This window comes from Clostridium kluyveri DSM 555 (assembly GCF_000016505.1).
GTDB classification, from domain to species: domain Bacteria; phylum Bacillota; class Clostridia; order Clostridiales; family Clostridiaceae; genus Clostridium_B; species Clostridium_B kluyveri.
Map to the genome: position 1 here is coordinate 91,835 of NC_009706.1, position 22,478 is coordinate 114,312.

22 protein-coding genes and 1 other annotated feature are annotated in these 22,478 nt (G+C 31.5%); of the genes, 12 read left to right on the top strand and 10 right to left on the bottom strand.

The window, feature by feature from the left end; all coding sequences use genetic code 11:
* The first annotated feature begins 31 nt into the window (after positions 1-31).
* From CKL_RS00495 to CKL_RS00550, 12 genes are all read left to right on the top strand, one after another.
* The gene (locus CKL_RS00495) at positions 32-508 is read left to right on the top strand and encodes a MarR family winged helix-turn-helix transcriptional regulator (protein WP_011988697.1); all 477 of its coding nucleotides are present in this window, start codon (positions 32-34) and stop codon (positions 506-508) included.
* The gene (locus tag CKL_RS00500) at positions 501-1,472 is read left to right on the top strand and encodes a beta-ketoacyl-ACP synthase III (RefSeq protein ID WP_011988698.1); all 972 of its coding nucleotides are present in this window, start codon (positions 501-503) and stop codon (positions 1,470-1,472) included. Before CKL_RS00495 ends, CKL_RS00500 begins: the two co-directional genes overlap by 8 nt.
* A 24-nt stretch (positions 1,473-1,496) precedes the next feature.
* Complete coding sequence (locus CKL_RS00505) at positions 1,497-1,724, top strand: acyl carrier protein (RefSeq protein WP_011988699.1); 228 nt, start codon at positions 1,497-1,499, stop codon at positions 1,722-1,724.
* Between the two features lie 12 nt (positions 1,725-1,736).
* The gene (gene fabK / locus CKL_RS00510) at positions 1,737-2,681 is read left to right on the top strand and encodes an enoyl-[acyl-carrier-protein] reductase FabK (RefSeq protein WP_011988700.1); all 945 of its coding nucleotides are present in this window, start codon (positions 1,737-1,739) and stop codon (positions 2,679-2,681) included.
* A gap of 15 nt (positions 2,682-2,696) precedes the next feature.
* Positions 2,697-3,635: an ACP S-malonyltransferase gene (gene fabD / locus CKL_RS00515; RefSeq protein WP_011988701.1), complete on the top strand. Its 939-nt coding sequence runs from the start codon at positions 2,697-2,699 to the stop codon at positions 3,633-3,635.
* A gap of 10 nt (positions 3,636-3,645) precedes the next feature.
* Entirely contained in the window at positions 3,646-4,392 is a 747-nt protein-coding gene (gene fabG, locus CKL_RS00520; protein ID WP_011988702.1) for a 3-oxoacyl-[acyl-carrier-protein] reductase, read from the top strand.
* 24 nt (positions 4,393-4,416) lie between these two features.
* Positions 4,417-5,655: a beta-ketoacyl-ACP synthase II gene (gene fabF, locus CKL_RS00525; protein ID WP_011988703.1), complete on the top strand. Its 1,239-nt coding sequence runs from the start codon at positions 4,417-4,419 to the stop codon at positions 5,653-5,655.
* Between the two features lies 1 nt (position 5,656).
* Positions 5,657-6,169 carry an acetyl-CoA carboxylase biotin carboxyl carrier protein gene (accB, locus tag CKL_RS00530; protein WP_011988704.1) on the top strand — a complete coding sequence of 171 codons (513 nt, stop codon included), beginning with the start codon at positions 5,657-5,659 and terminating at the stop codon, positions 6,167-6,169.
* Positions 6,170-6,188: 19 nt separating this feature from the next.
* Positions 6,189-6,641 carry a 3-hydroxyacyl-ACP dehydratase FabZ gene (gene fabZ / locus CKL_RS00535; RefSeq protein ID WP_011988705.1) on the top strand — a complete coding sequence of 151 codons (453 nt, stop codon included), beginning with the start codon at positions 6,189-6,191 and terminating at the stop codon, positions 6,639-6,641.
* A gap of 24 nt (positions 6,642-6,665) precedes the next feature.
* Entirely contained in the window at positions 6,666-8,009 is a 1,344-nt protein-coding gene (locus CKL_RS00540) for an acetyl-CoA carboxylase biotin carboxylase subunit (RefSeq protein ID WP_011988706.1), read from the top strand.
* A gap of 120 nt (positions 8,010-8,129) precedes the next feature.
* Positions 8,130-9,005: an acetyl-CoA carboxylase, carboxyltransferase subunit beta gene (accD, locus tag CKL_RS00545; RefSeq protein ID WP_011988707.1), complete on the top strand. Its 876-nt coding sequence runs from the start codon at positions 8,130-8,132 to the stop codon at positions 9,003-9,005.
* A gap of 68 nt (positions 9,006-9,073) precedes the next feature.
* Complete coding sequence (locus tag CKL_RS00550; protein WP_011988708.1) at positions 9,074-9,919, top strand: acetyl-CoA carboxylase carboxyltransferase subunit alpha; 846 nt, start codon at positions 9,074-9,076, stop codon at positions 9,917-9,919.
* A gap of 87 nt (positions 9,920-10,006) precedes the next feature.
* Here CKL_RS00550 and CKL_RS00555 read toward each other — a convergent pair whose 3' ends face one another.
* The 10 genes from CKL_RS00555 to CKL_RS00600 form a co-directional block, all read right to left on the bottom strand.
* The gene (locus tag CKL_RS00555) at positions 10,007-10,516 is read right to left on the bottom strand and encodes a ferritin (RefSeq protein ID WP_011988709.1); all 510 of its coding nucleotides are present in this window, start codon (positions 10,514-10,516) and stop codon (positions 10,007-10,009) included.
* Positions 10,517-10,684: 168 nt separating this feature from the next.
* Positions 10,685-11,884: a S8 family serine peptidase gene (locus CKL_RS00560; RefSeq protein ID WP_011988710.1), complete on the bottom strand. Its 1,200-nt coding sequence runs from the start codon at positions 11,882-11,884 to the stop codon at positions 10,685-10,687.
* A gap of 100 nt (positions 11,885-11,984) precedes the next feature.
* Complete coding sequence (locus tag CKL_RS00565; RefSeq protein ID WP_011988711.1) at positions 11,985-12,416, bottom strand: DMT family transporter; 432 nt, start codon at positions 12,414-12,416, stop codon at positions 11,985-11,987.
* 135 nt (positions 12,417-12,551) lie between these two features.
* A complete protein-coding gene (locus CKL_RS00570; RefSeq protein ID WP_011988712.1) occupies positions 12,552-13,031 on the bottom strand; it encodes a dUTP diphosphatase in 480 nt (159 codons plus the stop codon).
* A gap of 308 nt (positions 13,032-13,339) precedes the next feature.
* Positions 13,340-13,585, bottom strand: coding sequence for a TM1266 family iron-only hydrogenase system putative regulator (locus CKL_RS00575; RefSeq protein ID WP_011988713.1), 246 nt, complete (start codon positions 13,583-13,585; stop codon positions 13,340-13,342).
* Between the two features lie 28 nt (positions 13,586-13,613).
* On the bottom strand, positions 13,614-15,005 hold the full coding sequence (asnS, locus tag CKL_RS00580; protein WP_011988714.1) for an asparagine--tRNA ligase: 1,392 nt from the start codon (positions 15,003-15,005) through the stop codon (positions 13,614-13,616).
* Positions 15,006-15,056: 51 nt separating this feature from the next.
* Positions 15,057-15,299: a binding site (T-box leader), on the bottom strand.
* Positions 15,300-15,395: 96 nt separating this feature from the next.
* Positions 15,396-15,869 (bottom strand): methylated-DNA--[protein]-cysteine S-methyltransferase, encoded by a 474-nt coding sequence (locus CKL_RS00585; protein WP_011988715.1) that lies wholly within the window; start codon positions 15,867-15,869, stop codon positions 15,396-15,398.
* A 38-nt stretch (positions 15,870-15,907) separates the two neighbouring features.
* Positions 15,908-17,662 carry a DUF4434 domain-containing protein gene (locus CKL_RS00590; protein ID WP_242652514.1) on the bottom strand — a complete coding sequence of 585 codons (1,755 nt, stop codon included), beginning with the start codon at positions 17,660-17,662 and terminating at the stop codon, positions 15,908-15,910.
* Positions 17,663-17,761: 99 nt separating this feature from the next.
* Positions 17,762-21,256 carry an AAA family ATPase gene (locus tag CKL_RS00595; RefSeq protein ID WP_011988717.1) on the bottom strand — a complete coding sequence of 1,165 codons (3,495 nt, stop codon included), beginning with the start codon at positions 21,254-21,256 and terminating at the stop codon, positions 17,762-17,764.
* Positions 21,219-22,463 (bottom strand): exonuclease SbcCD subunit D, encoded by a 1,245-nt coding sequence (locus CKL_RS00600; RefSeq protein WP_011988718.1) that lies wholly within the window; start codon positions 22,461-22,463, stop codon positions 21,219-21,221. Before CKL_RS00600 ends, CKL_RS00595 begins: the two co-directional genes overlap by 38 nt.
* Positions 22,464-22,478 lie beyond the last annotated feature (15 nt).

Consider the following 22,478-nt stretch of genomic DNA (forward strand, 5'->3'; position numbering starts at 1 on the left):
AAATACATTATTTATTTAAAGTGGTGATTTAGTGAATAAAAGTATAAATGTCATAAATGAATTATTGGTGGACATTTTTAATGACATTTTAGAAATAGAACAAAAGGCCCTTCAATATGCAGCATTTAATGATTTATCTATTACAGAAATACATACCATAGAAGCTATAGGCATGTATAAGACTAGAAAAATGACTGAAGTTGCCTGTCAGTTAGATATAACGTTAGGTACCTTGACTAAAGCTGTAGATCAATTGGTAAAAAAGGAATATGCCCTAAGAAGACGCAGTGAGGAAGATAGAAGAATTGTATATGTACAGTTAACTAAAAAAGGCAAACTTGCGTTTAGAGTGCATCATAAGTTTCATTCTGATATGGTTAAAGAAGCTATGGAAGGATTTACAGAAGAAGATGAAAGGATTTTAATTAAATCATTAGAAAAACTTAATAATTTTTTTAAATCAAAATATAATCTTAAAATTAAACCAAAGGAGAATAACAATGAATAAAGTAGAAATTGCAGGTTTAGGAAGTTACGTTCCACCTAAAATTTTAGATAATAATGATCTGTCTTTAATAGTGGATACCAATGATGAATGGATAAGATGTAGAACAGGAATAAGGCAAAGGAGAATATCACAGGGAGAAAACACTTCAGAAATGGCTACAAAAGCAGCTATAAATGCTATGAAAAGTGCAAATATAAAGGCGGAAGATATTGATCTTATAGTGGTTGCAACCATTACACCAGATAACTTTATACCTTCTACAGCATGTATAGTACAAAAAAATATTAAAGCTGTTAATGCTACTTGTTTTGATATATCTGCAGCCTGTTCTGGACTTATATATGGATTAGATATTGGAACACAGTTTATACGTTCAGGAAGATTTAAAGTGGTACTTGCAATAGGAGCTGAAACTCTTTCTAAAATACTTAACTGGCAGGATAGAAGTACCTGTATTTTGTTTGGAGATGGGGCCGCTGCTGCTATTTTACAAATGGGAGAAGAGGAGAGTATACTTTCTATGTATACAGGATCTGATGGATTTCAAGGAGATGCTTTAACCTGTCCTGCAGTTCCGGTAAATAACCCCTGTACTACATCAGATTTTCAAAAAAGTGTAGTAACTATGGATGGTAAAGCTATATTTAAATTTGCAGTAAAGATTTTGGTAAAGTCTGTGAAAATGTTACTTAAGGAACAGGAGGTTACCTTAGAAGAAATTAAATATATAATTCCTCATCAAGCTAATTATAGAATAATAGAATGTGCTGCTAAAATATTGAAGGTAGATATAGATAAATTCTATATTAATCTGGACCTATATGGAAATACATCTGCAGCTAGTGTGGGAATAGCTTTGGATGAGGTATATAAAAAGAATTTGGTAGAAAAGGGAGATAAAGTTCTTATTATAGGTTTTGGAGGAGGATTAACTTACGGAGGATTATTGATTAATGTAATTTAATGATCAGTATTCTGGAGGGTAAAAATGATTTTTAATAGGATAAAAAAGATTATAGTAGAACAGCTTGATTTAGATGAAAAGGATATAGAAAAAAATACTTCTTTTAAAGAGCTTAAAGTGGATTCTTTAGAATTATTTCAAATAATAATTGATATAGAAGAGGAATTTGATGTTCAAATAGAAGATGCGGAATCAATAAAAACTGTTCAAGATGCAGTAAAAATTGTAGAAGAAAAAATTAATATAAAATAGGAGGTCTAGTTTATGATTAATACTGTATTTTCCAATATGATGGGAATAAAATATCCAATTATCCAGGGAGGAATGGCCCGTATTGCAGATAGTTCTTTAGCAGCTGCAGTATCTAATGCAGGAGGAGTTGGGATAATTACAGGGAATGCACCTCTTGAGTGGGTAAGAAATGAGATACGCAAGGCTAAGGAACTTACGGATAAACCTTTTGGTGTGAACATAATGTTGCTTTCAGAAACCGCTGAGGCTGTGGCTAAAATGGCATGTGAAGAAAAGATAAAATTTGTTACTACAGGGGCAGGTAATCCAGGAAAATACATAGACATGTGGAAAAAGTATGATATAAAGGTTATACCTGTGGTTGCATCTGTAGCATTAGCCAAAAGAATGGAAAGAGCAGGAGTAGATGCTGTTATTGCAGAGGGATGTGAGTCAGGAGGACATATAGGAGAACTCACAACCATGGCATTAGTTCCTCAGGTAGTAGATGCTGTAAGTATTCCTGTAATTGCAGCAGGAGGTATAGGTGACGGAAGAGGAGCAGCAGCAGCTTTTATGCTTGGAGCAGAGGGTATACAACTTGGAACCAGATTTTTAGTTGCAAGAGAGTGTACAGTTCCAAAAAGCTATAAAGATAAAGTATTAAGATCGAAGGATATAGATACTCAAGTTACAGGAAGAGCTACAGGTCATCCTGTACGTGTTTTGAGAAATAAACTTACTAGAAAATTTCAATTGCTGGAAAAGCAAGGGGCATCCCTCGAACAATATGAAGAATTGGGAAAAGGAGCTCTTGCAAAGGCTGTAGTAGATGGGGATGTAGAAAATGGTTCTGTTATGGCAGGACAGATAGTAGGACTTGTAAATAAAGAACAAAGTTGTAGTGAAATAATAGAAGAAATATTTGAGGAATGCAAAAATAGTATTGAGAAGATAAACAATATGTTTGAAAAATAGTATTTGGAGGTAACCATGGGCAAAATAGCATTTTTATTTTCGGGTCAGGGAGCACAGTATTTAGGTATGGGGGAAGATCTCTTTGAAAATATAAACGTATGTAAAGAGATATTTCAACAGGCAGATAATGAATTAGGAGTTTCCATAAGTAATATATGTTTTAAAGGGCCGGAAGAAGATTTGAATAGGACTGAAAATACACAACCGGCAATTTTAACAACTAGCATAGCAGCGTTGAAAGCTTTAGAAAGTTTTGATATTAAGGCTGATATCACTGCAGGGTTGAGTCTTGGAGAATATTCGTCACTTGTATATAGCGGCGTTATGAAATTTGAGGAAGCTGTAGTTTTAGTAAAAAAAAGGGGAAAATATATGCAAGAAGCAGTCCCAGAAGGTAGAGGTACTATGGCTGCAATTATGGGATTAAATTATTGGGATGTGGAAAAAATATGTAATGACTGCAGTTACTTGGGAACAGTAGAACTTTCAAATATTAATTGTCCAGGTCAAGTTGTAATAGGCGGGGAAGTAGAAGCAGTGAAAGCTGCTTGTAGTGCAGCTAAAGATAAGGGTGCACGTAAGGTAGTAGAGCTTATTGTTAGTGGCCCTTTTCATACATCTATGCTAAAACCTGCTTCGGAAAAGCTAGAAGAAGAATTGAAGAATATATCTATAAATCAGTTTTCTATGCCAGTTGTAACAAATGTCACTGGAGAAATAATTGAAAAGGTTGATGATGTAAAGCCTTATCTCAAGAAACAGGTTATGAGTACAGTACTTTTTGAAAAAAGTATAAATACTATGATAGAATTTGGAGTAGATACTTTTATAGAGATAGGTCCTGGAAGAGTATTAAGTGGATTTGTAAAGAAAGTAAATAGAAAGGTACGTGCTTTAAATGTTCAGGATATAAAAAGTCTAAATAGTACTGTGGAAAAATTAAGAAATGGATAGGAGAAATGCAATGGATAATTTAAATAAAAAAGTGGCTTTAATTACAGGAGGAGCTAGGGGAATTGGAAAGGCTATTTCACTTAAATTGGCAGAACAGGGATTTTATATAGTAGTAAACTATAGAAGCAGCTCGAATCTTATAGATGAATTAATAAAGGAGGTTGAGAAAAGAGGAAGCAAGGCTATTGCTGTTTGTGGAGATGTAAGTATATTTGAAGATGCAAAAAATATCATAAAAGAAGCAGTTAGTGCTTTTGGAAGGATAGATGTATTGGTAAATAATGCAGGCATAACTAAAGATGGATTAATACTTAGAATGAAAGAAGAAGATTTTGATCAGGTTATAAATGTAAATTTAAAAGGAACATTTAATTGTATAAGACATGTAAGTCCAATAATGGTGAAACAGCGAAGTGGAAAAATAATAAATGTATCTTCAGTAGTAGGTATAGCAGGCAATGCAGGTCAGGTAAATTACTCTGCGGCAAAGGCAGGAATAATAGGAGTTACAAAGTCCACGGCCAGAGAATTGGCATCAAGGGGGATAAATGTAAATGCTGTGGCACCAGGATTTATAAAGACAGATATGACAGATACCTTATCAGACAAGGTGAAGGAAAACACATTGAATGGTATACCATTAAAAAGATTTGGAACAGCTGATGATGTAGCAAATGTAATAGCCTTTTTAGCTTCTCCTAGTGCGGATTATTTAACAGGACAAATAATAAATATAGATGGTGGAATGGTAATGTAAATTTTTAAAGGTTAGGTGAAATATATGAAAAAGAGAGTTGTAATTACAGGACTTGGGGCAGTTACCCCTCTAGGAAATGATGTGGATACTTTTTGGAATAATGTAAAAAATGGTGTTTGTGGTATAGACTTTATTAAGTCATTTGATACAGAAAATTTTAAATCAAAGTTAGCGGCAGAGGTTAAAGATTTTATCCCTGAAAAATTTCTTGATAAAAGAGAAGTTAGAAGGCTGGATAAATTTTCACAATTTGCCATGGTGTCAGCAGAGGAAGCTTTAAAGGATTCAGGACTTGATCTTGATACCTTAGATAAATATAGATTTGGGGTTTTGGTAGGCTCCGGAATTGGGGGAATAGGTACCATAGAGAAAGAACATGTTACCCTTATGGAAAAAGGACCTGGAAGGGTACGTCCTATGTTTATACCTATGATTATAGGTAATATGGCAGCAGGAAATGTTGCCATAAAGTTCGGGGCTAAAGGAGTATGTACTACTGTTGTTACAGCCTGTGCTACGGGTACAAATGCAATTGGTGAAGCTTATAAAATGATTGAGGGCGGGAGAGCAGATGTGATGATTGCAGGAGGTACAGAGGCATCTATAACACCTCTTTCCATAGCAGGATTTATATCTCTTACAGCACTTAGCAGAAGTGATGATCCAAAACGAGCATCTATTCCTTTTGATAAGGAAAGAGGTGGATTTGTTATGGGGGAAGGAGCAGGTATTGTCATACTTGAATCACTAGAACATGCAAAGAAAAGAAATGCCAATATATATGCTGAGGTAGTAGGATATGGATCAACTTGTGATGCTTATCATATAACAGCAGTAGATCCTGAAGGAGAAGGGCCTGCAAGAGCTATGAAAATTGCAATAGAAGAAGCGGGAATTGATAAGGAGGAAGTTTCTTATATAAATGCTCACGGTACAGGTACTCCAACTAATGATAAATCAGAAACTAAAGCTATAAAATTAGTATTTGGGGATAAGGCAAAAGATATACCTATAAGTTCAACTAAATCTATGACAGGACATCTTTTAGGGGCTGCCGGAGCTATAGAAGCTATAGTGTGTGTTAAATCTGTTCAAGATAATTATATTCCACCTACCATAGGTTATAGAGAGGCAGATGAGGAATGCGATCTTGATTATGTTCCAAATGAGGGAAGAAATGCAGAGGTTAAATATGCCATGTCTAATTCCTTCGGATTTGGAGGTCATAATGCAGTAATTTTATTGAAAAAGTGGAGTGATTAATATGGATGTTAAGGCAATTGAAGATATTATAAGAACCATGGATAATTCACAATTGGGATATTTAGAAATAAATTGGCAGGGAATATCTATAATAATGAAGAAACAAGGGGAAGAAGGCAATATAAAAAATATAAATATTATGGGAGAAAATAAAGAAAAATTAAATGCTATTTCACAAAATTGTGAAGATAAAATAATAAGAACAAGAGAAGAGAAAACTAATGAATTAGAAATCACAGAAAGTGAGATTGCTACTGAAAAGGATGATTCTATAAAAGAAATAACAGCACCTATAGTAGGTACCTTTTATAGTTCACCTAGTCCTGATAAACCCTCTTTTGTAAATGTAGGCTCTAAAGTTAAAAAAGGAGATGTGCTTTGTATAATAGAAGCTATGAAACTTATGAATGAAATCCAAAGTGAAGTAGAAGGGGAAGTAGTAGAAATCCTGGCTAAAAATGAACAGATGGTAGAGTATGGACAGCTTATTTTCAAAATAAAAGTTAGTAATTAGAAAGAAGGGAAGAGCGCATATGGAAGAACAATTTAAAGTGGATTTTGGAGTGCAGGATATAAAAAATATTATTCCTCATAGATATCCTTTTTTATTAATAGATAGGGTAAGTTATATAGAACCTGGGAAAAAGGTTGTAGCTTATAAAAATGTTACTTCAAATGAATATTTTTTTCAAGGACATTTCCCTGAAATGCCTGTAATGCCAGGGGTACTTATAATAGAAGCATTAGCTCAAGCAGGAGCTGTGGCCATTTTGAGCCAGGAAGAATTTAAGGGAAAAATAGCTTTTTTTGGAGCCATAAATAAAGCAAAATTCAGAAGAAATGTGGTACCAGGAGATACTTTGAAATTAGAAGTAGAAATAATAAAAATTAAAGGTTCCGCAGGAATAGGCAAGGGCACTGCTTATATAGGAGAAAAAAAAGCTGCTGAAGGAGAATTGATGTTTATGATAGGAGACAAAAATTAGATTGTCAGGAGTTGAGTTTTAGAAGTGTTTAGTAAAATTTTGATTGCCAACAGGGGAGAAATAGCAGTTAGAATAATTAGAACCTGTAGAGAAATGGGTATAGAGACTGTGGCAGTATATTCAGAAGCGGATAGAGACGCCCTCCATACACAAATGGCAGATGAAGCTGTTTGTATTGGCCCTGCCGCGCCTGGGGAAAGTTATTTAAATGTACAAAATATAATAAGTGCTACGGTATTATCTGGTGCAGAGGCTATTCACCCTGGGTTTGGTTTTTTATCAGAAAATAGTAAATTTGCTAAGATATGTGAAGAATGTAATATTACTTTTATAGGGCCTGGCGCAGAGTGCATTGAGAATATGGGTAATAAATCTAATGCTAGAAGTATAATGAGTAAAGCAGGAGTTTCTATAATACCAGGCTCCAAAAAAGCTATAAATTCAAATGAGGAACTTTTAGAAGTGGCAAGAAATATAGGATATCCTGTTATGATAAAGGCTTCTGCTGGAGGGGGCGGAAGAGGTATAAGAATTGTACGTAGTGAAGATGATCTCATAAGAAGTTATGAAAATGCCAAAGCTGAGGCAAGAATAGCTTTTGGAGATGATACTATATATTTGGAAAAATTCATAGAATCCCCAAAACATATTGAGATTCAGATACTCGGAGATAATTTTGGCAATATAGTCTATTTAGGGGAAAGAGATTGTTCCATGCAGAGAAGAAATCAAAAACTTTTAGAAGAGGCTCCAGGAAAAGTCATAACGGATGAACTTAGAATATCTATGGGAGAAATGGCTGTAAGAGCTGCTAAAGCTGTAAGGTATAATAATGCTGGAACTGTAGAATTTCTTTTAGATAAAGACGGAAATTATTATTTTATGGAGATGAATACCCGTATACAAGTAGAACATCCTGTAACTGAAATGATAACAGGAATAGATCTTATAAAAGAACAGATAAAAATTGCCTTTGGAGAAAAATTAAGTTTTTCACAACAGGATATAAAAATAAATGGACATTCCATAGAATGCAGAATAAATGCAGAAAATGTGGAAAGGGGTTTTATGCCTTCTCCGGGGAAAATAACTGAATTATATGTTCCTGGAGGACCTAATGTTAGAGTAGATAGTGCAGTGTATTCAGGATATAATATCCCACCCTATTATGATTCTATGATAGCGAAACTTATTGTATATGGTAAGGATAGAGAAGAAGCTATATGCAGGATGAGAAGAGCTTTAGGAGAATTTATCATAGAGGGGGTAAATACAAATATAGATTTTCAGTTTGAATTAATAAGCAGTGACGAGTTTATAAGAGGAACCTATGATACAGCATTTATAGAAAAAAATTTTAAGTACTGATGAAGTTTGAAGTTTAGTGGTAGATAGTAAATAGAGTTTATTTTTGCAATGTTTTACTATATAATAAATTAAATGGTAATTTAGTTAACTGGTGATTTTATAAAAGAGGTGATAGCGAACTTGTTAAATAAATTCTTTAAAAAAACTAAGTACATTACAGTCAGCCAGCGAGCTTTAGGGGATATTCATGATGATTTTACGAAGAAGCCAAGTATACCAAATGGCATGTGGGTAAAATGTGATGGTTGTGGTAAGGTATTATATAAAAATGATATGGAGAAAAATAATAAAGTATGTTATCATTGTGGATATCATTTTAGGATGAATGCACTGGAACGATTAGAACTTATATTGGATAAAGAAAGTTTTTATGAATTTGATAAGGATATAACTGCTGCCAATCCCATAGAATTTAAAGGGTATGAAGATAAAATTAAAAATATGCAAAATAAGACCAATATAAAGGAAGCTGTAATAACAGGCAAAGGTACCATAGGACGAGAAGAAGCCGTAGTATGTATTATGGATAGTAATTTTATGATGGGAAGTATGGGTTCTGTGGTTGGGGAGAAAATCACAAGGGCAGTGGAAAAATCTATAGAGTTGAAATTACCATTAATCATTTTTACAACTTCAGGAGGAGCAAGAATGCAGGAGGGAATTTTTTCACTAATGCAAATGGCAAAAGTAAGTGGTGCAATTAGTAGATTGAATGAAGAGGGACTCCTGTATTTATCGGTACTTACGGATCCTACAACAGGTGGAGTAACAGCTAGCTTTGCTATGATTGGAGATATAATTTTAGCAGAACCAGGTGCCCTTATAGGATTCGCAGGAAAAAGAGTAATAGAACAAACTATAAAGCAAAAACTTCCTGAAGGATTTCAAAAAGCAGAATTTCTACTACAACATGGATTTATTGATAATATAGTTTCCAGAGAAAATTTAAAAGAAACTTTAAGAAAAATATTAGTTATTCATGGTAGAGGTAACTAATATTAAAAAATTGTTTATAATAAATTACTATTTTATTATAAATTTGTTGGATGAAAGGAAGTTGTTGTATGGAAAGGTTAGGAAAGGTGCAAAAAGCTCTTAATAAAAAATTTGAAAGTAAAAGTGTGTGGAATAGGGTGACTTTAGCAAGAATGGTTGATAGACCTACTTCTTTAGATTATATATACAAGATATTTGATTCCTTTATGGAATTTCATGGAGATAGATATTTTGGAGATGATCCTTCTGTAGTAGGTGGAATTGCATTATTAGATGGAAAACCTGTGACTGTAATAGGCCAACAAAAAGGCAATAATACTAATGAAAATATAAAAAGAAATTTTGGCATGCCGGAACCAGATGGATATAGAAAGAGTTTAAGACTTATGAAACAAGCGGATAAGTTTCATAGACCAATTATATGTTTTGTAGATACTCCTGGGGCTTTTTGCGGTGTAGAGGCAGAAGAAAGAGGACAGGGGGAGGCCATAGCTAGAAATTTGATGAATATGTTTAAATTAAGGGTGCCTATAATATCCATAGTAATTGGAGAAGGTGGAAGTGGAGGAGCACTTGCCTTTGCCGTTGCAGATTCAGTTTGGATGCTTGAAAATTCTATATATTCTATTTTGTCTCCTGAAGGATTTGCAGGCATACTTTGGAAGGATGCATCTAGGGCTAAAGAGGCCGCAGAGGTTATGAAGATTACAGCTCAAGACTTAAAAAACTATGGGATAATAGACCAAGTATTAAAAGAACCTTCAGGAGGAGCACAAAAAGATGTAGATACTATGGCTAAAACTATAAAAGAAGAACTTATAAAAAAATTAGGTATACTTAAGAAATTTGATATAGATGAGTTACTTAAGCTTAGATATAATAAATTTAGAAGTATGGGTGAATTCATAGAATAGTGAAAAGTTTAATAATAAAAATAACTACAAAGAATAGATTAAATATTTTTCAGTGTAGTTATTTTTATTTATGTGAATTTCTTTAGATTATACGGCAGCAGGGGGAGTAAAAGTTCTACTTGACAGTTCCTGATCATACAAGTAAAGTGCTGCAGGATTGTCACCTATTCTCTTTAATGTTTGGATGGCATTGTTAAAAGTATCTTCTTCTTCAACTTGTTCATCTATAAACCATTGAAGAAAACCTAATGAAGCATAATCTTTATCTTCTCTAGCTATTTCCATTAAGTTATTAAATCTTTGTGTAACTTTTTGTTCATGAGCTAAAGCGGCTTCAAAGGCTTCAAGAGGTGACGCGTAATTATTTTCAGGATCTGGAAAACCTTTAATAATAACTCTTCCGCCTACTTGATTTAAGTAATTAAAGAGTTTTGTAGCATGGAAGTTTTCTTCTTCTATTTGGACTTTAAAAAAATTTGTGAAGCCGTTTAGACCTTGTGATGCAAAATATGCCTGCATAGCCAAATAGATATTAGCAGAGTAGTACTCAAAATTTATTTGATCGTTTATAAAATTTACTAATCTTTCGCTTATCATAACAGCACTGTTATCAAAACTTATAAAACTGTTTTTTATAATTGTTTTAAAATAACAGTTTACACCTCCTTGTAAATTTTAATTATTTATAATTATTAAATAAAAGTATATATTCATAATAGCATATTTTAACTAAAGTTTAAATAGTTTGTTAAATTTTAGATTCATCTATGGTAATAGTTTCTCCAGATCCAGCATACCAGAACCCTGATAGTATTTTGGTATATCTAAAGAATTACAGCATACCTTTAAAAGAGAAATGAGATCCTTAAAGGTAAGTGATGGATTATTTTCGTACATAAGAGAACACACACCACTTATATAACCGGCAGCACAGGAAGTTCCGCTGTAGCATGTATAAGGCTTTTCTAATATTTTAGGGTATAATTTCATGCCATTTCTTTCAGAAATATAACTGGTATTTGTATTTATAGAGCATATGTTTACACAAGCAGCGGCTAGATCAGGTTTCTCTGTTTTGTTAATGGGTCCGCAAGAAGAGTATTTATAGGGTTTTGGGATTTTATAGGTTGTATCCATGCCTGCCACAGTTATACAATTCCTTAAGGTGGCTATACCTCTTATACTACCCTCTGAATTGCCTCGATGTCCTGTGGGAACTACAACGGCTATGTTTAATTTGACAGCTTCTTCAAAAAGTTTTTCAAATAGGGATAGTATGAAGTAATCAGCTATTTCTAGTTCCAAAGGCAGGCAGATTACTTTTATATTTTCATTAATACTTTCTTGTATTAATAATTGAAGTGAAAATAAGATGTCAGATATATAACCTTTTCCAAGAGAATTAAAGGCTTTTACAGAATAAATACTGCTGCCCTCTGCAATACCTCTATACATACCTTTAGATTGGATACCATTTCCGCATATAATTCCACTTATAAAGGTGCCGTGACCATTATCGTCATAAGGATATTTGTAATTGCCTATTAAGTCTATAAATTTTTTTATTTTATTTTTGGGACTTAAAAGATCTGCATGGGGATAAGTGCCTGAATCTACTAGTCCTATACATACATCTTTTCCTGTGAGCTTATATCTTCCTTGAAATGTTATGCCGTTTGAAGCAAGAACCCCCTTTTCACCGCAAAGCAAAGCAAAATAATCATTTGCTATAAAACTTACTTGAGGAAATTCAATTATTCTATTTATAGAACGAGGAGTCAAAATGGCACATATACAGTTTATCATTGAAATGGAATGTATCATATTACCGCTGTATGTTTTTATTTTTTTTTCTATGGCCTCTGGTAAGGAAGTACATTTTATTATCACCCTGTAATTTTTATATAGTCCTTTATCTAAGGATATTTTCAGGTTAGTTTCTAATTTATTTTTGATAGAAAACATATTCTTCCCCTTAAAATTAATTACAATAATATTATAATATTACTTAATAATATATGTGATATTAAGTGTAATAATTAATATATAATTTTAAAATATACATCTATCCTTTCCATTTCAATATAACAATGCCTATTATCATTACGGCAATGCCTATTATTTTATTTAAGGTAAAATTAATCTTTGGAGAATCAAATAAACCGAAAAAGTCAATTACAGCTGCAGCTATAAGCTGTGCCGTTAGGATTATAGCAATGCAGTGGGTTACCCCTAAAAGTTTAATTCCCTGCATTACAGTAAAAATTATAATCACTCCTAAAGCTCCTCCTAAAAAGTACAACTTTCTGCAGCAGCTTAAATTTGATAAATTTTTATCTTTAATCATGAAAACTATTATAAGAGTTATTATAAAACCAATACCTTGTACTATTGCGTTTGTTAACCACAATCCTATTTTTTCACTAAGTCTTGTATTGAACACACCTTGTAAGCTCATACTGACTCCTGATATTATTGCATATAATATGCCAAGCATAAATACATCACCTTCCTGAAAATTAGTTTAACCATAAAGATGATATATTATTAAGCTATAATATGAAATTTTAATGTAGACTTAATTAGTTGAAAGACCATTCTCTGTATTAAATAACATACAGAGAATAGTCTTTCAACATTTAAATTTTTCCTTATAGATAAAATGGTTATAGCAGTAAGCATTTTCTATTTCCTTCATAGACAACCCTATTTTTTTCCCTAAACTTATGAAATCTTCAAACAAAGTAATATAATGGTCTTTTGAAGAACAGACTATAAAATCATTTATATCAATATATATGTTCAAAAATTGTGATGTAATAATATCTTCATTAACTTTTATGTTTACTTCAATATCTGTAAACCCTTTTTCAAGTCCTAAAGTCAATATGAAGTATAAGCAATCTACATAACTCTTTAAAATTAAATCCTTATTGGTAGGTGCATTGTCAGTCCAAAATTTGAAACATTGAGTTTCATTAGCCAGTTCAGCTATTTTTACTTGAAGTGCAAGAGTTTTTTTTGAAAGTAAATCCTTTTTTTCTATAAAAACATTTTTTTTAGTTCTTTCATCTAAGTTTTCTTGTAATTCAAATAATTTTACAAGATCCATAAACAGACCGCCTTTCCATATTGATATAATTATTGTAAAAAAATTTTTTCACCTAATAATATTTTAGCTAAAATTGATATATATTAAAACAATGTGCAACCGGTTACACTAAAAATTTATTTTAAATTTTAAAAATAAATTGATTTATAACGATTACTGTAGATTATAGTGAAAATATAGGAATGTTTCTATATGGGAAAATATACATTATATGTATATGAAGGGTAAGGCTTCTATAGTTTGATATAAAATCATAGAAGCCTCGTTAAATGAAGGTATGTTATTTTAAGTTAGATATTTTAAGAAAATTATTTTTTTGTAATAGCTGTTTTTACATTTATCCCATTTATTCTCCCTAATTTTCCGGTCATAGAACTTATTTCATCAGAAGTTCCATCTACTATTATTGATATAACAGAAATATTTTTTTCTCTATAGGGGATACCTAGTCTTCCCACTATAATATCTGAAAAAGAATGAAGTATACTATTTACAATTGGAGCATTATCAAGATCTTCTACAACTATTCCAACCACAGCAATTCTTTTTTCCAAAGGTTTTTCCCCCTTCTCAATTAATATTTTAAAATTCAGCAGAACCCGGTGTTCTAGGAAATGGAATTACATCTCTTATGTTAGACATACCTGTTATATACATAAGTATTCTTTCAAAACCCAATCCAAAACCAGAGTGTTTGGTTTCACCATATTTTCTAAGTTCGAGATACCACCAGTAATCCTCTTTGTTAAGCCCAAATTCTGATATCCTCTTTTCAAGGACAGATAATCTTTCTTCTCTTTGACTTCCTCCCACTATTTCTCCTACTCCTGGTACTAAAAGGTCTGCAGCGGCTACTGTCTTTCCGTCTTCATTTTCTCTCATGTAGAAGGCTTTTATAGCTTTTGGATAGTCTGTAACAAATATAGGCTTTTCGAACACTTTTTCTGTTAAATATCTTTCATGTTCTGTTTGAAGATCAATACCCCATTCTACTGGGTATTGAAAAGATGCCCCACTTTTCTGTAAGATGTCTACAGCTTCGGTGTAAGTTATTCTTCCAAATTCTGAATTAACCACGTTATTTAGTCTGTCAAATAAAGATTTATCAATGAATGAGTTGAAAAAGGCCATTTCTTCAGGAGCTTTTTCAAGTACATAATTTATTATATACTTTACCAGTTCTTCTGCAGTATCCATATAATCTTTCAGTTCAGCAAAAGCCATTTCAGGTTCTATCATCCAGAATTCAGCTGCATGTCTTGATGTATTTGAATCTTCCGCTCTAAAAGTAGGACCAAATGTATATACATTTCTAAAAGCAAGAGCCATAGTTTCAGCAGACAACTGACCACTTACAGTTAAATTTGTTTCTTTACCAAAGAAATCTTTAGAAAAGTCTACAGAGTTATCTTCTTCTTTAGGAACGTTATTTAAATCCATTGTAGTTATTCTGAACATTTCACCAGCTCCCTCGCAGTCACTGCCTGTGATTATAGGAGTATTTACATATACAAAATCTTTTTCCTGAAAGAATTTATGTACTGCATAGGCCGCAATGGAACGAACTCTAAATACAGCAGAGAAAGTATTACTTCTTGGTCTTAAATGAGCTATAGTTCTTAAGTACTCAAGAGTATGCCTCTTCTTTTGAAGAGGGTATTCTGAAGATGAATTTCCTTCTAAAGATATCTTTTTGGCTTTAATTTCAAAAGATTGTTTTGCATTAGGGGTTAAAATTAGGGTGCCCTCCACAGACAATGACGAACTAATAGGTAATTTTATTATTTCTTTAAAATTTTCTATTTTGTCATCTAAAACTACTTGAACATTTTTAAAAAATGATCCATCATTTAATTCTATGAAAGCAAAGGATTTAGAATCTCTTATGGTTCTTATCCAGCCCGAGATTTCAATATCTTTATCTATAAATTTTTCAGTTTCCCTGTAAAGAGATTTTACTAATGTTTTTTTCATGTTATTTTCCTCCGTAAATTTATTATGTTATTAATAAAAGTCTTTCATCCCTAAAGGGACGAAAGACTTAATTCGCGGTACCACCCAATTTGTCATAAATATGACCAGCTCTTAGGATAAGATAAATACCTTATCCTTCAATTTTAAGGTGTTGAATACCTCTAAGCCTAATTCCATAGTGGTTTCGGTTAGAAACTTCGAGATGTTCTTCAATATAGACTTACATTGGACTTTCACCATAACCAATTCGCTTTAGAAAGTTCCTATATTTACTCTTCTCATCATAGTTTTTAGTTTATAAGTTAAAATTTATCATAATTTAAATCTTCATTTTAAAATTATAATATTTATGAAATTTATTGTCAATGATTATGAAAAAATATGTTGATATCAGTTATATTTTTGTTCATGCTCCAAAAGCCATTTTTTTCGCCATAGCCCACCGCCATATCCGGTTAAATTCCCATCCTTACCTATAACCCTGTGACAGGGGATAATTATACTTATTTTGTTATGGTGATTTGCACCTCCTACAGCTCTAACGGCATTTTTATTATTTATTGAATTAGCTATATCATAATAAGAACAGGTGTGGCCATAAGGGATTTTTAGAAGTTCCTTCCACACTTTTTCTCTAAAGGGAGTACCTGAAATATGAAGTTTAATTGAGAAATTTTTTCTGGTGCCTCTAAAATATTCATCCAACTGAGTTATACAATTTTTTATATGTATACTGTAATTATTATTAGTTGTAATTTCTGGTTCATAGTTTAAAAACACTATAGAATTTATTCCTATGTCATCACTATCTATTTTCATGGTTCCAATAGGAGAAGAATAGAAGCAGGTGTATGGAGTTTCCATAATTAATCACTTCCTTTCTGCTATAAAAATTTTTATTTTCAATTTCTTATTTCAAATTCGTCTATAAAAGTGTAGTGATTGGCTTTGGTAACAGAGAATAGCCTTACATATCTGGCATTTATAGGAGTATCCAGTGTGAGGTATAAAGGGTACTTAGAACCATATCTATCGGAAAAGGGGATAGATGGAATTCGTATAAAGCCTACTGGAGTAAAATTTATGCCATCTTGTGATATGGAAATAGAGGCCCTATCAGGTAGTTCAGACCATGGAATGGGATCTCTAAGGTAACTTACCATAAATTGCTGAACAGGTATTACTTTTCCTAAGTCTATAGTTATATCTAAGGGGTCATTGTACCATCCTGTAAAATTTTTATCTTTCACTGAATTTATGGAAGAATATTTACCATCTGTAATTTTAGTAAGTTTGGGATCATTATAATTTTCATGTGGCATTGGGGATAGAGTATAGGTGCAATTTTTAGAAACTATATTAGGCAGTTTCTTGATAGAATCCACATTAACTGTTACCAAATTAGATGGTTTTGATAGATTGCCTGAAAAGTCTAAGGCTCTTACTTTATAGGTATAGGATTTTACATTTTCTTTCAGTATAGGTATATCTACAATAGTATTAGAAGATACTTTAGGATCACCCCCATATTTTCTTTGAACCATAATTCTTGAAATTAAAATATTATCTCTGTAAACTTCATATCCACAGATATTATCGGTTCTTTTTGGAGCCTGCCAGGTTATCTTAAATTTATTTTTTTCTATGGCAGCTACATTTAGATTCTGGGGCATATTTAGTTTTTCATTAGGGAGTTTTCCGTTTTTTACATAGTAGGAGTATGCCTCATTAAACCCATTGGATATATTGTTCGGACTGTAGTAATGGTTGTATGAAAAACAGATTATATTATCTACAGTAGGTTGTTCTAATTTGAGTTGTTTTAAAAATCTATCTAATGGTACAGTGGAATTATTGACATAGTCAAAGGTTTCAGTATTAGCCCAAAATAACATTCCAGGTTTTTTAGATACCGCTTTTCTAAGAGCTGTATACCAGGAATTAACTTCATCCAGTTTTAGTCTGCCACTTCCTATAGAATCTTGGGGACAAAATATATCTCCACTTTTGAAGTTAGTTTTTGAAAATAAATATTCCCAGTTTGAAGCATATTCTTTTGCAGTACCTACAGAAGAATTCATAAATGGTGATAGTAAAATTGGCAAACGTTTATGGTTTTTATCAAGGTAATTCAAATGGATATTAAGGGCATTAGACAGAGTATCAAAGTCACTAAGTTTATTGAACTTAGCATTGTCCACTTCATAAGGAAAATACCAGCCATAAAATGCATTGGGGTATTTAGAATGATAATTTTCATATAGTTCACTGGCTATAAGATTAGCTCTTTCCATTTGAGAATTTAGCCATAAGGAATCATTTCCTGATATTTGCCACCATTGACTATTGAAATTTGTATCTATGAAGACTTTAATATTTAATTTTTCAGCGTTTTTTAAACATAATTCTACAGGGTCTATATTGCCATATAGTTTTTGAAAACTTTTATTCTTACTTTTATAACAGGTCTTAGTAATATCTCCCTCTGTTTGAGAAACATTTGTTATTATAAGGTAGTTCATTTTATTTTCTTTAAGATAGAGCAATTCTTTTTCCCATTTATCTGAATTCCAGTTTTGTGTTAAATCCAGTTGTATAAAAGAACCGTCTACTATAGGATAATTTTTATTATTTCTTAAAGGGCTATTAAAATACATTAATGTAAAAAGTAAAACTACTAATATTAAAATTATTGATATGAATTTTTTATTCCACATATATTATGAGCGTTCCTTTCTCATTTTTAAGTAATTTAATTAACTTTTTTCTATTCTTACTTTACTTCCCCCCATTCCAGATTCAGCAGTAGTTACTATAAGTTTTACAGGCATCCTTTCTTTTATAACTTCCAGATGACTTATGACTCCTATGGACAATTTGTCATTATGGATTTTTTCCAGTGAGTCCATCACTATTTCCAGTAAATTGTCATCTAGAGTTCCAAAGCCTTCGTCCAGGAAAAACAATTCTAAAGGTGATCTGCCTTTTAATTGTATTTGAGATGACAGTGCCAGTGCCAGTGCCAAAGATGCAACGAAAGTCTCACCCCCTGATAATGTGGAGGCATCTCTTTCCTTCCCTCCATTTTTATAATCCCTAATGAAAAATCTTCCGTCTTCATCTACTTCCAGTCCATAATTGCCGCAGGTAATCTCCCTCAATTGTTTATCGGCCTCTAAGGATATATATTTCAATTGATTTGCTGCTATAAACTCCACAAACTTTTTACCTTTAAATAATTTTTCTAGATCACTTAGGAGAGCCAATTTATGTTCTATTTTTTTCTTTTTATTTAATAAATCCTTTAGTTCCAGTAATCTTGTATTTATAGAAGTTACTTCTTTATTTAATGTTATTTTATCCTCATATAATTTCTCTAGTTCATAACTCTTTTTATTTTTATCATTTTGTGTTTTATACCACTGATCTTTTGTTAAAGTTCTTCCCTTCATATTTTTATAAATGTTTTCTATAGCACCTTTTATTCTTGAAATAGAATTTCTATATTCTTGTATCTCTTTATTTAATTTTTCTATTTCTGATTTATTCATAAAAAACTTTTCAACTTCATAAATATCTTCAAACCCTTGTTCATACAGTATACTTTTAAGATTTTTTTCTTCTTTTATATTTCTTTCATTTAAATTAACTAGATTACTTTGAGCTAATATTATCTTATTATTAATTTCATCATATTCTTTTATTATTTTCCTGGCGGTTTTTTCAGTTTTTATATATTCACTTTCAATTTTTTCTATAAGATTACATACTTCTCTATTGAAATGATTAAGATCTGTTATCTCACCCACTTTATTTTTTATGTTATATTCTTTTTCAACTATGCTTTTATTCATTTCCCGAGTTCTTGTTTGTTTTTCACTTAGTTTTTCTTTCAGTTCTGTAATATAATATCTAATTTCATCTTTTTCACTTTGCTTTACTTCTATGGTTTTCCTTATTTTCTTTACTTCCCTTTCCAGGCTGGATGTACGTTTTTGTGTTTCTATAATTTCATTTGCTTTGTTCTTTAAATCTTCTACAGATAAATCAGCTTTTAATAAAGATAATTGGTCCTTTATTAATTTTATTTGTTCTTCTTCTAATTTTAAATCCTGCTGTAACTTTATGAGTTGGGTACTATTTTCAATTTCTATTGTAAGTTCCTTATTATAGTCAATATCCAGAGAATTCTTGTTGTCTTTCAATGCTTTTATTTCTTCTTCTATAAGACTTTTTTCTCTTTTAAATTCATATATTTGCTGTTTTAATTTATAAAATTTATCTTGAAGAATTTTTATAGGTGTTGATTTAAAATCTTCCCCTAGTTCTTCAATTTTCTTTTTATTTTCCTCTATATTTTTTCTTTTTAATGCTATGTTAGTTCGAATTTCTATTGTTTCTTTAGTTGATTTCTCTATTTTGTTCTTTTTTTCAAGGCAATGTGATTTTAATTTTTCAAGATTATCCCTATCAATTTTACCCATTTCCTTTTTTTCATGATATACAGAACCACATACGGGGCATGGATCACCCTCTCGCAGAGTGTGTATCAGCATAATTGCCATATTGTCTCTTTCGAATTGGTAAATTTTTTTCTCTAATTCTTCTATAGAATTTCTCATGTTAGATTCAAAGGCAGTTATATTTCTTAGGTCTTTCTCTAAATTTTCAACCATGCCTTTATTTTTATCTAACAAATCCATATACTCATTATATTTATCCCATTTTGTTTTGAAATAAGACAAACGTTGGTGAAAATTTAATAGTGTATTTTCATCTCCAGGGCAAGTTTTAATCAGTATATTTAATCGTGTATTACAGTGAGATAAGGTCTTTTCTATTTCATTTATATGTTTTAATAGTATTTCTTTTCTATAAACTGCTGCTTTTATATTTTCTTCACAATTTTTTATACTTTCAATTAATTTGTCCCTTTGTAGTATTTTATTTTCATAATTAGTTAAAGTAATTATACCTTCATTTATTTTTTCCCTATATTCTTCAGATATTTTTAAAGTTTCTATCAATTTTTCTTTAGTTTTCATTTCATTTAACAAATTAGAGGTATAATTCTCATTTGTTATTACCTGGTCATTTTTATTATTGAACTTTTCCTTTAAAGATTCGATATCGTTCTCAAGAAGGATTTTCTCCTGCCTAAGTTTTTCAAGTAGTTTTTGTTCTTCAATGGCGTCTTTAATTTTTTGTTCTTTTACCTTCAATTCAGGTAGTTTTTTATCTTTTTTATCTCTTGCTTCGTTTAGTAATATTTCTATTTCATTTTTATTTTTTTTTATACTGTTTATTTTAATATTTAAATTAGATAAGTTATCTTTAGTAATTTTTATTTGTGCAGATGTATTCTTGAAATTATCTGCATAAGGTTTCACCTTTAAAGTACCTTCTGCCAATTTGATTTTTTTCTCATAATTTTTTATTTCATTTTCTCTTTTTGTTAACAGCTCTAGTTCATAAGATTTCTGCTCTAATTCCAATTGAAGTTTCCATAAATCATTTTCATCATTATATTTCTTTTCTAAATAGTTATATTCCTTTTTAGTTTCTTCATAGCTATTTTCTAATTGTTTCATTTGCATCATCTTGACTTCTAGAATTTCCTCATTGATACCTTCATAACCTTTAAGTTGTCCCTCAAGCTCATGGAACTTCATTTTTTCCTCTTTATTTTTTAAATTCAATTTAAATGAAAGATTATCTCCATATTTTTGTAGGCCAAATAACCTCTCAAGCATATTTCTTCTATCTTTTCCTTCTAGTCTTAAAAATTCACTGAATTTACCTTGGGGAAGTACTACAGTTCTTGTGAAATCCTCCAGTTTCAGTCCCAGTATTTCCTGACATTTTTCAGTTACATTTTTAGACCCTTCTTCCAGAATTTTTTCTATATTATCTTCAATACTTATTATTCTGGCTGTTTTACTTCTTACGCTGCCACTTTTTTGGTCTCTTCTAAACTCCCTTTCTACCCTATAAGTCTTTACCTTTTTTTCAGATATCTGAAATTTATAACTTACATATAAGTTGTTGCAATTTACATTTATAAAATTTGAACTTTTTCTAGCTACTTCACCATATAGAGACAAGGTAATTCCATCAAGCACAGTAGATTTTCCACTGCCAGTGGGGCCAAATATACCGAATATACCTCTTTCTGTTAATTTTTCAAAATCAATTTCTTGACTGCTCTCAAAGCTATTTAATCCTTTTATTTTCAGGCTGATAGGCTTCATCCTCTTTTTCCTCCTTCATAATAGACAATAATAAATCTATTACCTCTGATTGAGGCTCTACTTTTCTTTCTTTAAAGTAGAATTCTCTAAAAATTTCTTCAAAGGATTTATGGGAAAAATCATGTATATTTATATTTTTAGAAGGATTATCTCCTATTTTTGGTACAATTTCAATTATGTCCTTTTTTGTAGTTTTCATAAACTTTATTTCATCTTCCCTTATAAACCTATCTGTAGTTACCTCTAAATAAACCCAACAGTTTCTATCCTTGTTCTTAGTACATCTTTCTATGGCATCTTCAATGCTGCTGCACTTCCAGACTTCTATGGGCTTATACACCTTGAGTTCAATCTCATGGATATTACACTCCTTTCCAGCTTTTACATCTACAATAAAACACTTTTTCTTAAAATTGATTTCTTTTTTATTATATTGAATAGGTGAACCGGAATATCTGGCCTTTCCATTAGTTCCCGGTACTATTTGAGGTTTATGAATATGACCCAGGGCTATATACTGTGCATTTTCTGGAAAACAATCTTTATTTACAATAAAACTTCCACCAAGCTGTACATTTCTCTCAGAGCCGGCTTGGTCACTTCCTAGAGTGAACAAGTGAGAAATGAGAATATTTATAGTGTCTTCCCTATAATTTTTACTTAAGTTATGAAATAATTTTTTAATTCTGTCATTGTATGATTTTATTTGTTCTTTTTCTTCTTCCATACTATTGTATAAAACTTCATTCAATCTCTTTTCACTAGGATAAGGTACTGCTATAATTATGGCCTTTTCTTTATTTAGCTCAATTTCAATAAAACCCTGGCCGGAATTTATTACTTTGTTATTTCCATAGTCACCCCTGGGAACTATGGATTTTGGAGTTCCCATCATTATGATACCATGATCTCTAGCGAGAGGTCCTGCTGCCACTAACCTGTCAGGATTATCGTGATTTCCTGCGATAATCAGGGTTAACCTTTCTCCTTTTGAGGATAACTTTTTTAATGTTTGATAAAATATTTTTTCAGCTCTTGCAGGTGGATTCGCATTATCATAAATATCTCCTGCGATAATTACCAAATCTACATGATTCTTCTGGACTATATTTATAAAATCTTCAAGAAATGCCTCCTGTTCCTCCATACGACTGTGGCCTTCCAAACTTTTTCCAAGGTGCCAGTCGGAAGTATGTAAAATTCTCATTAGGTTCTCCCTTCA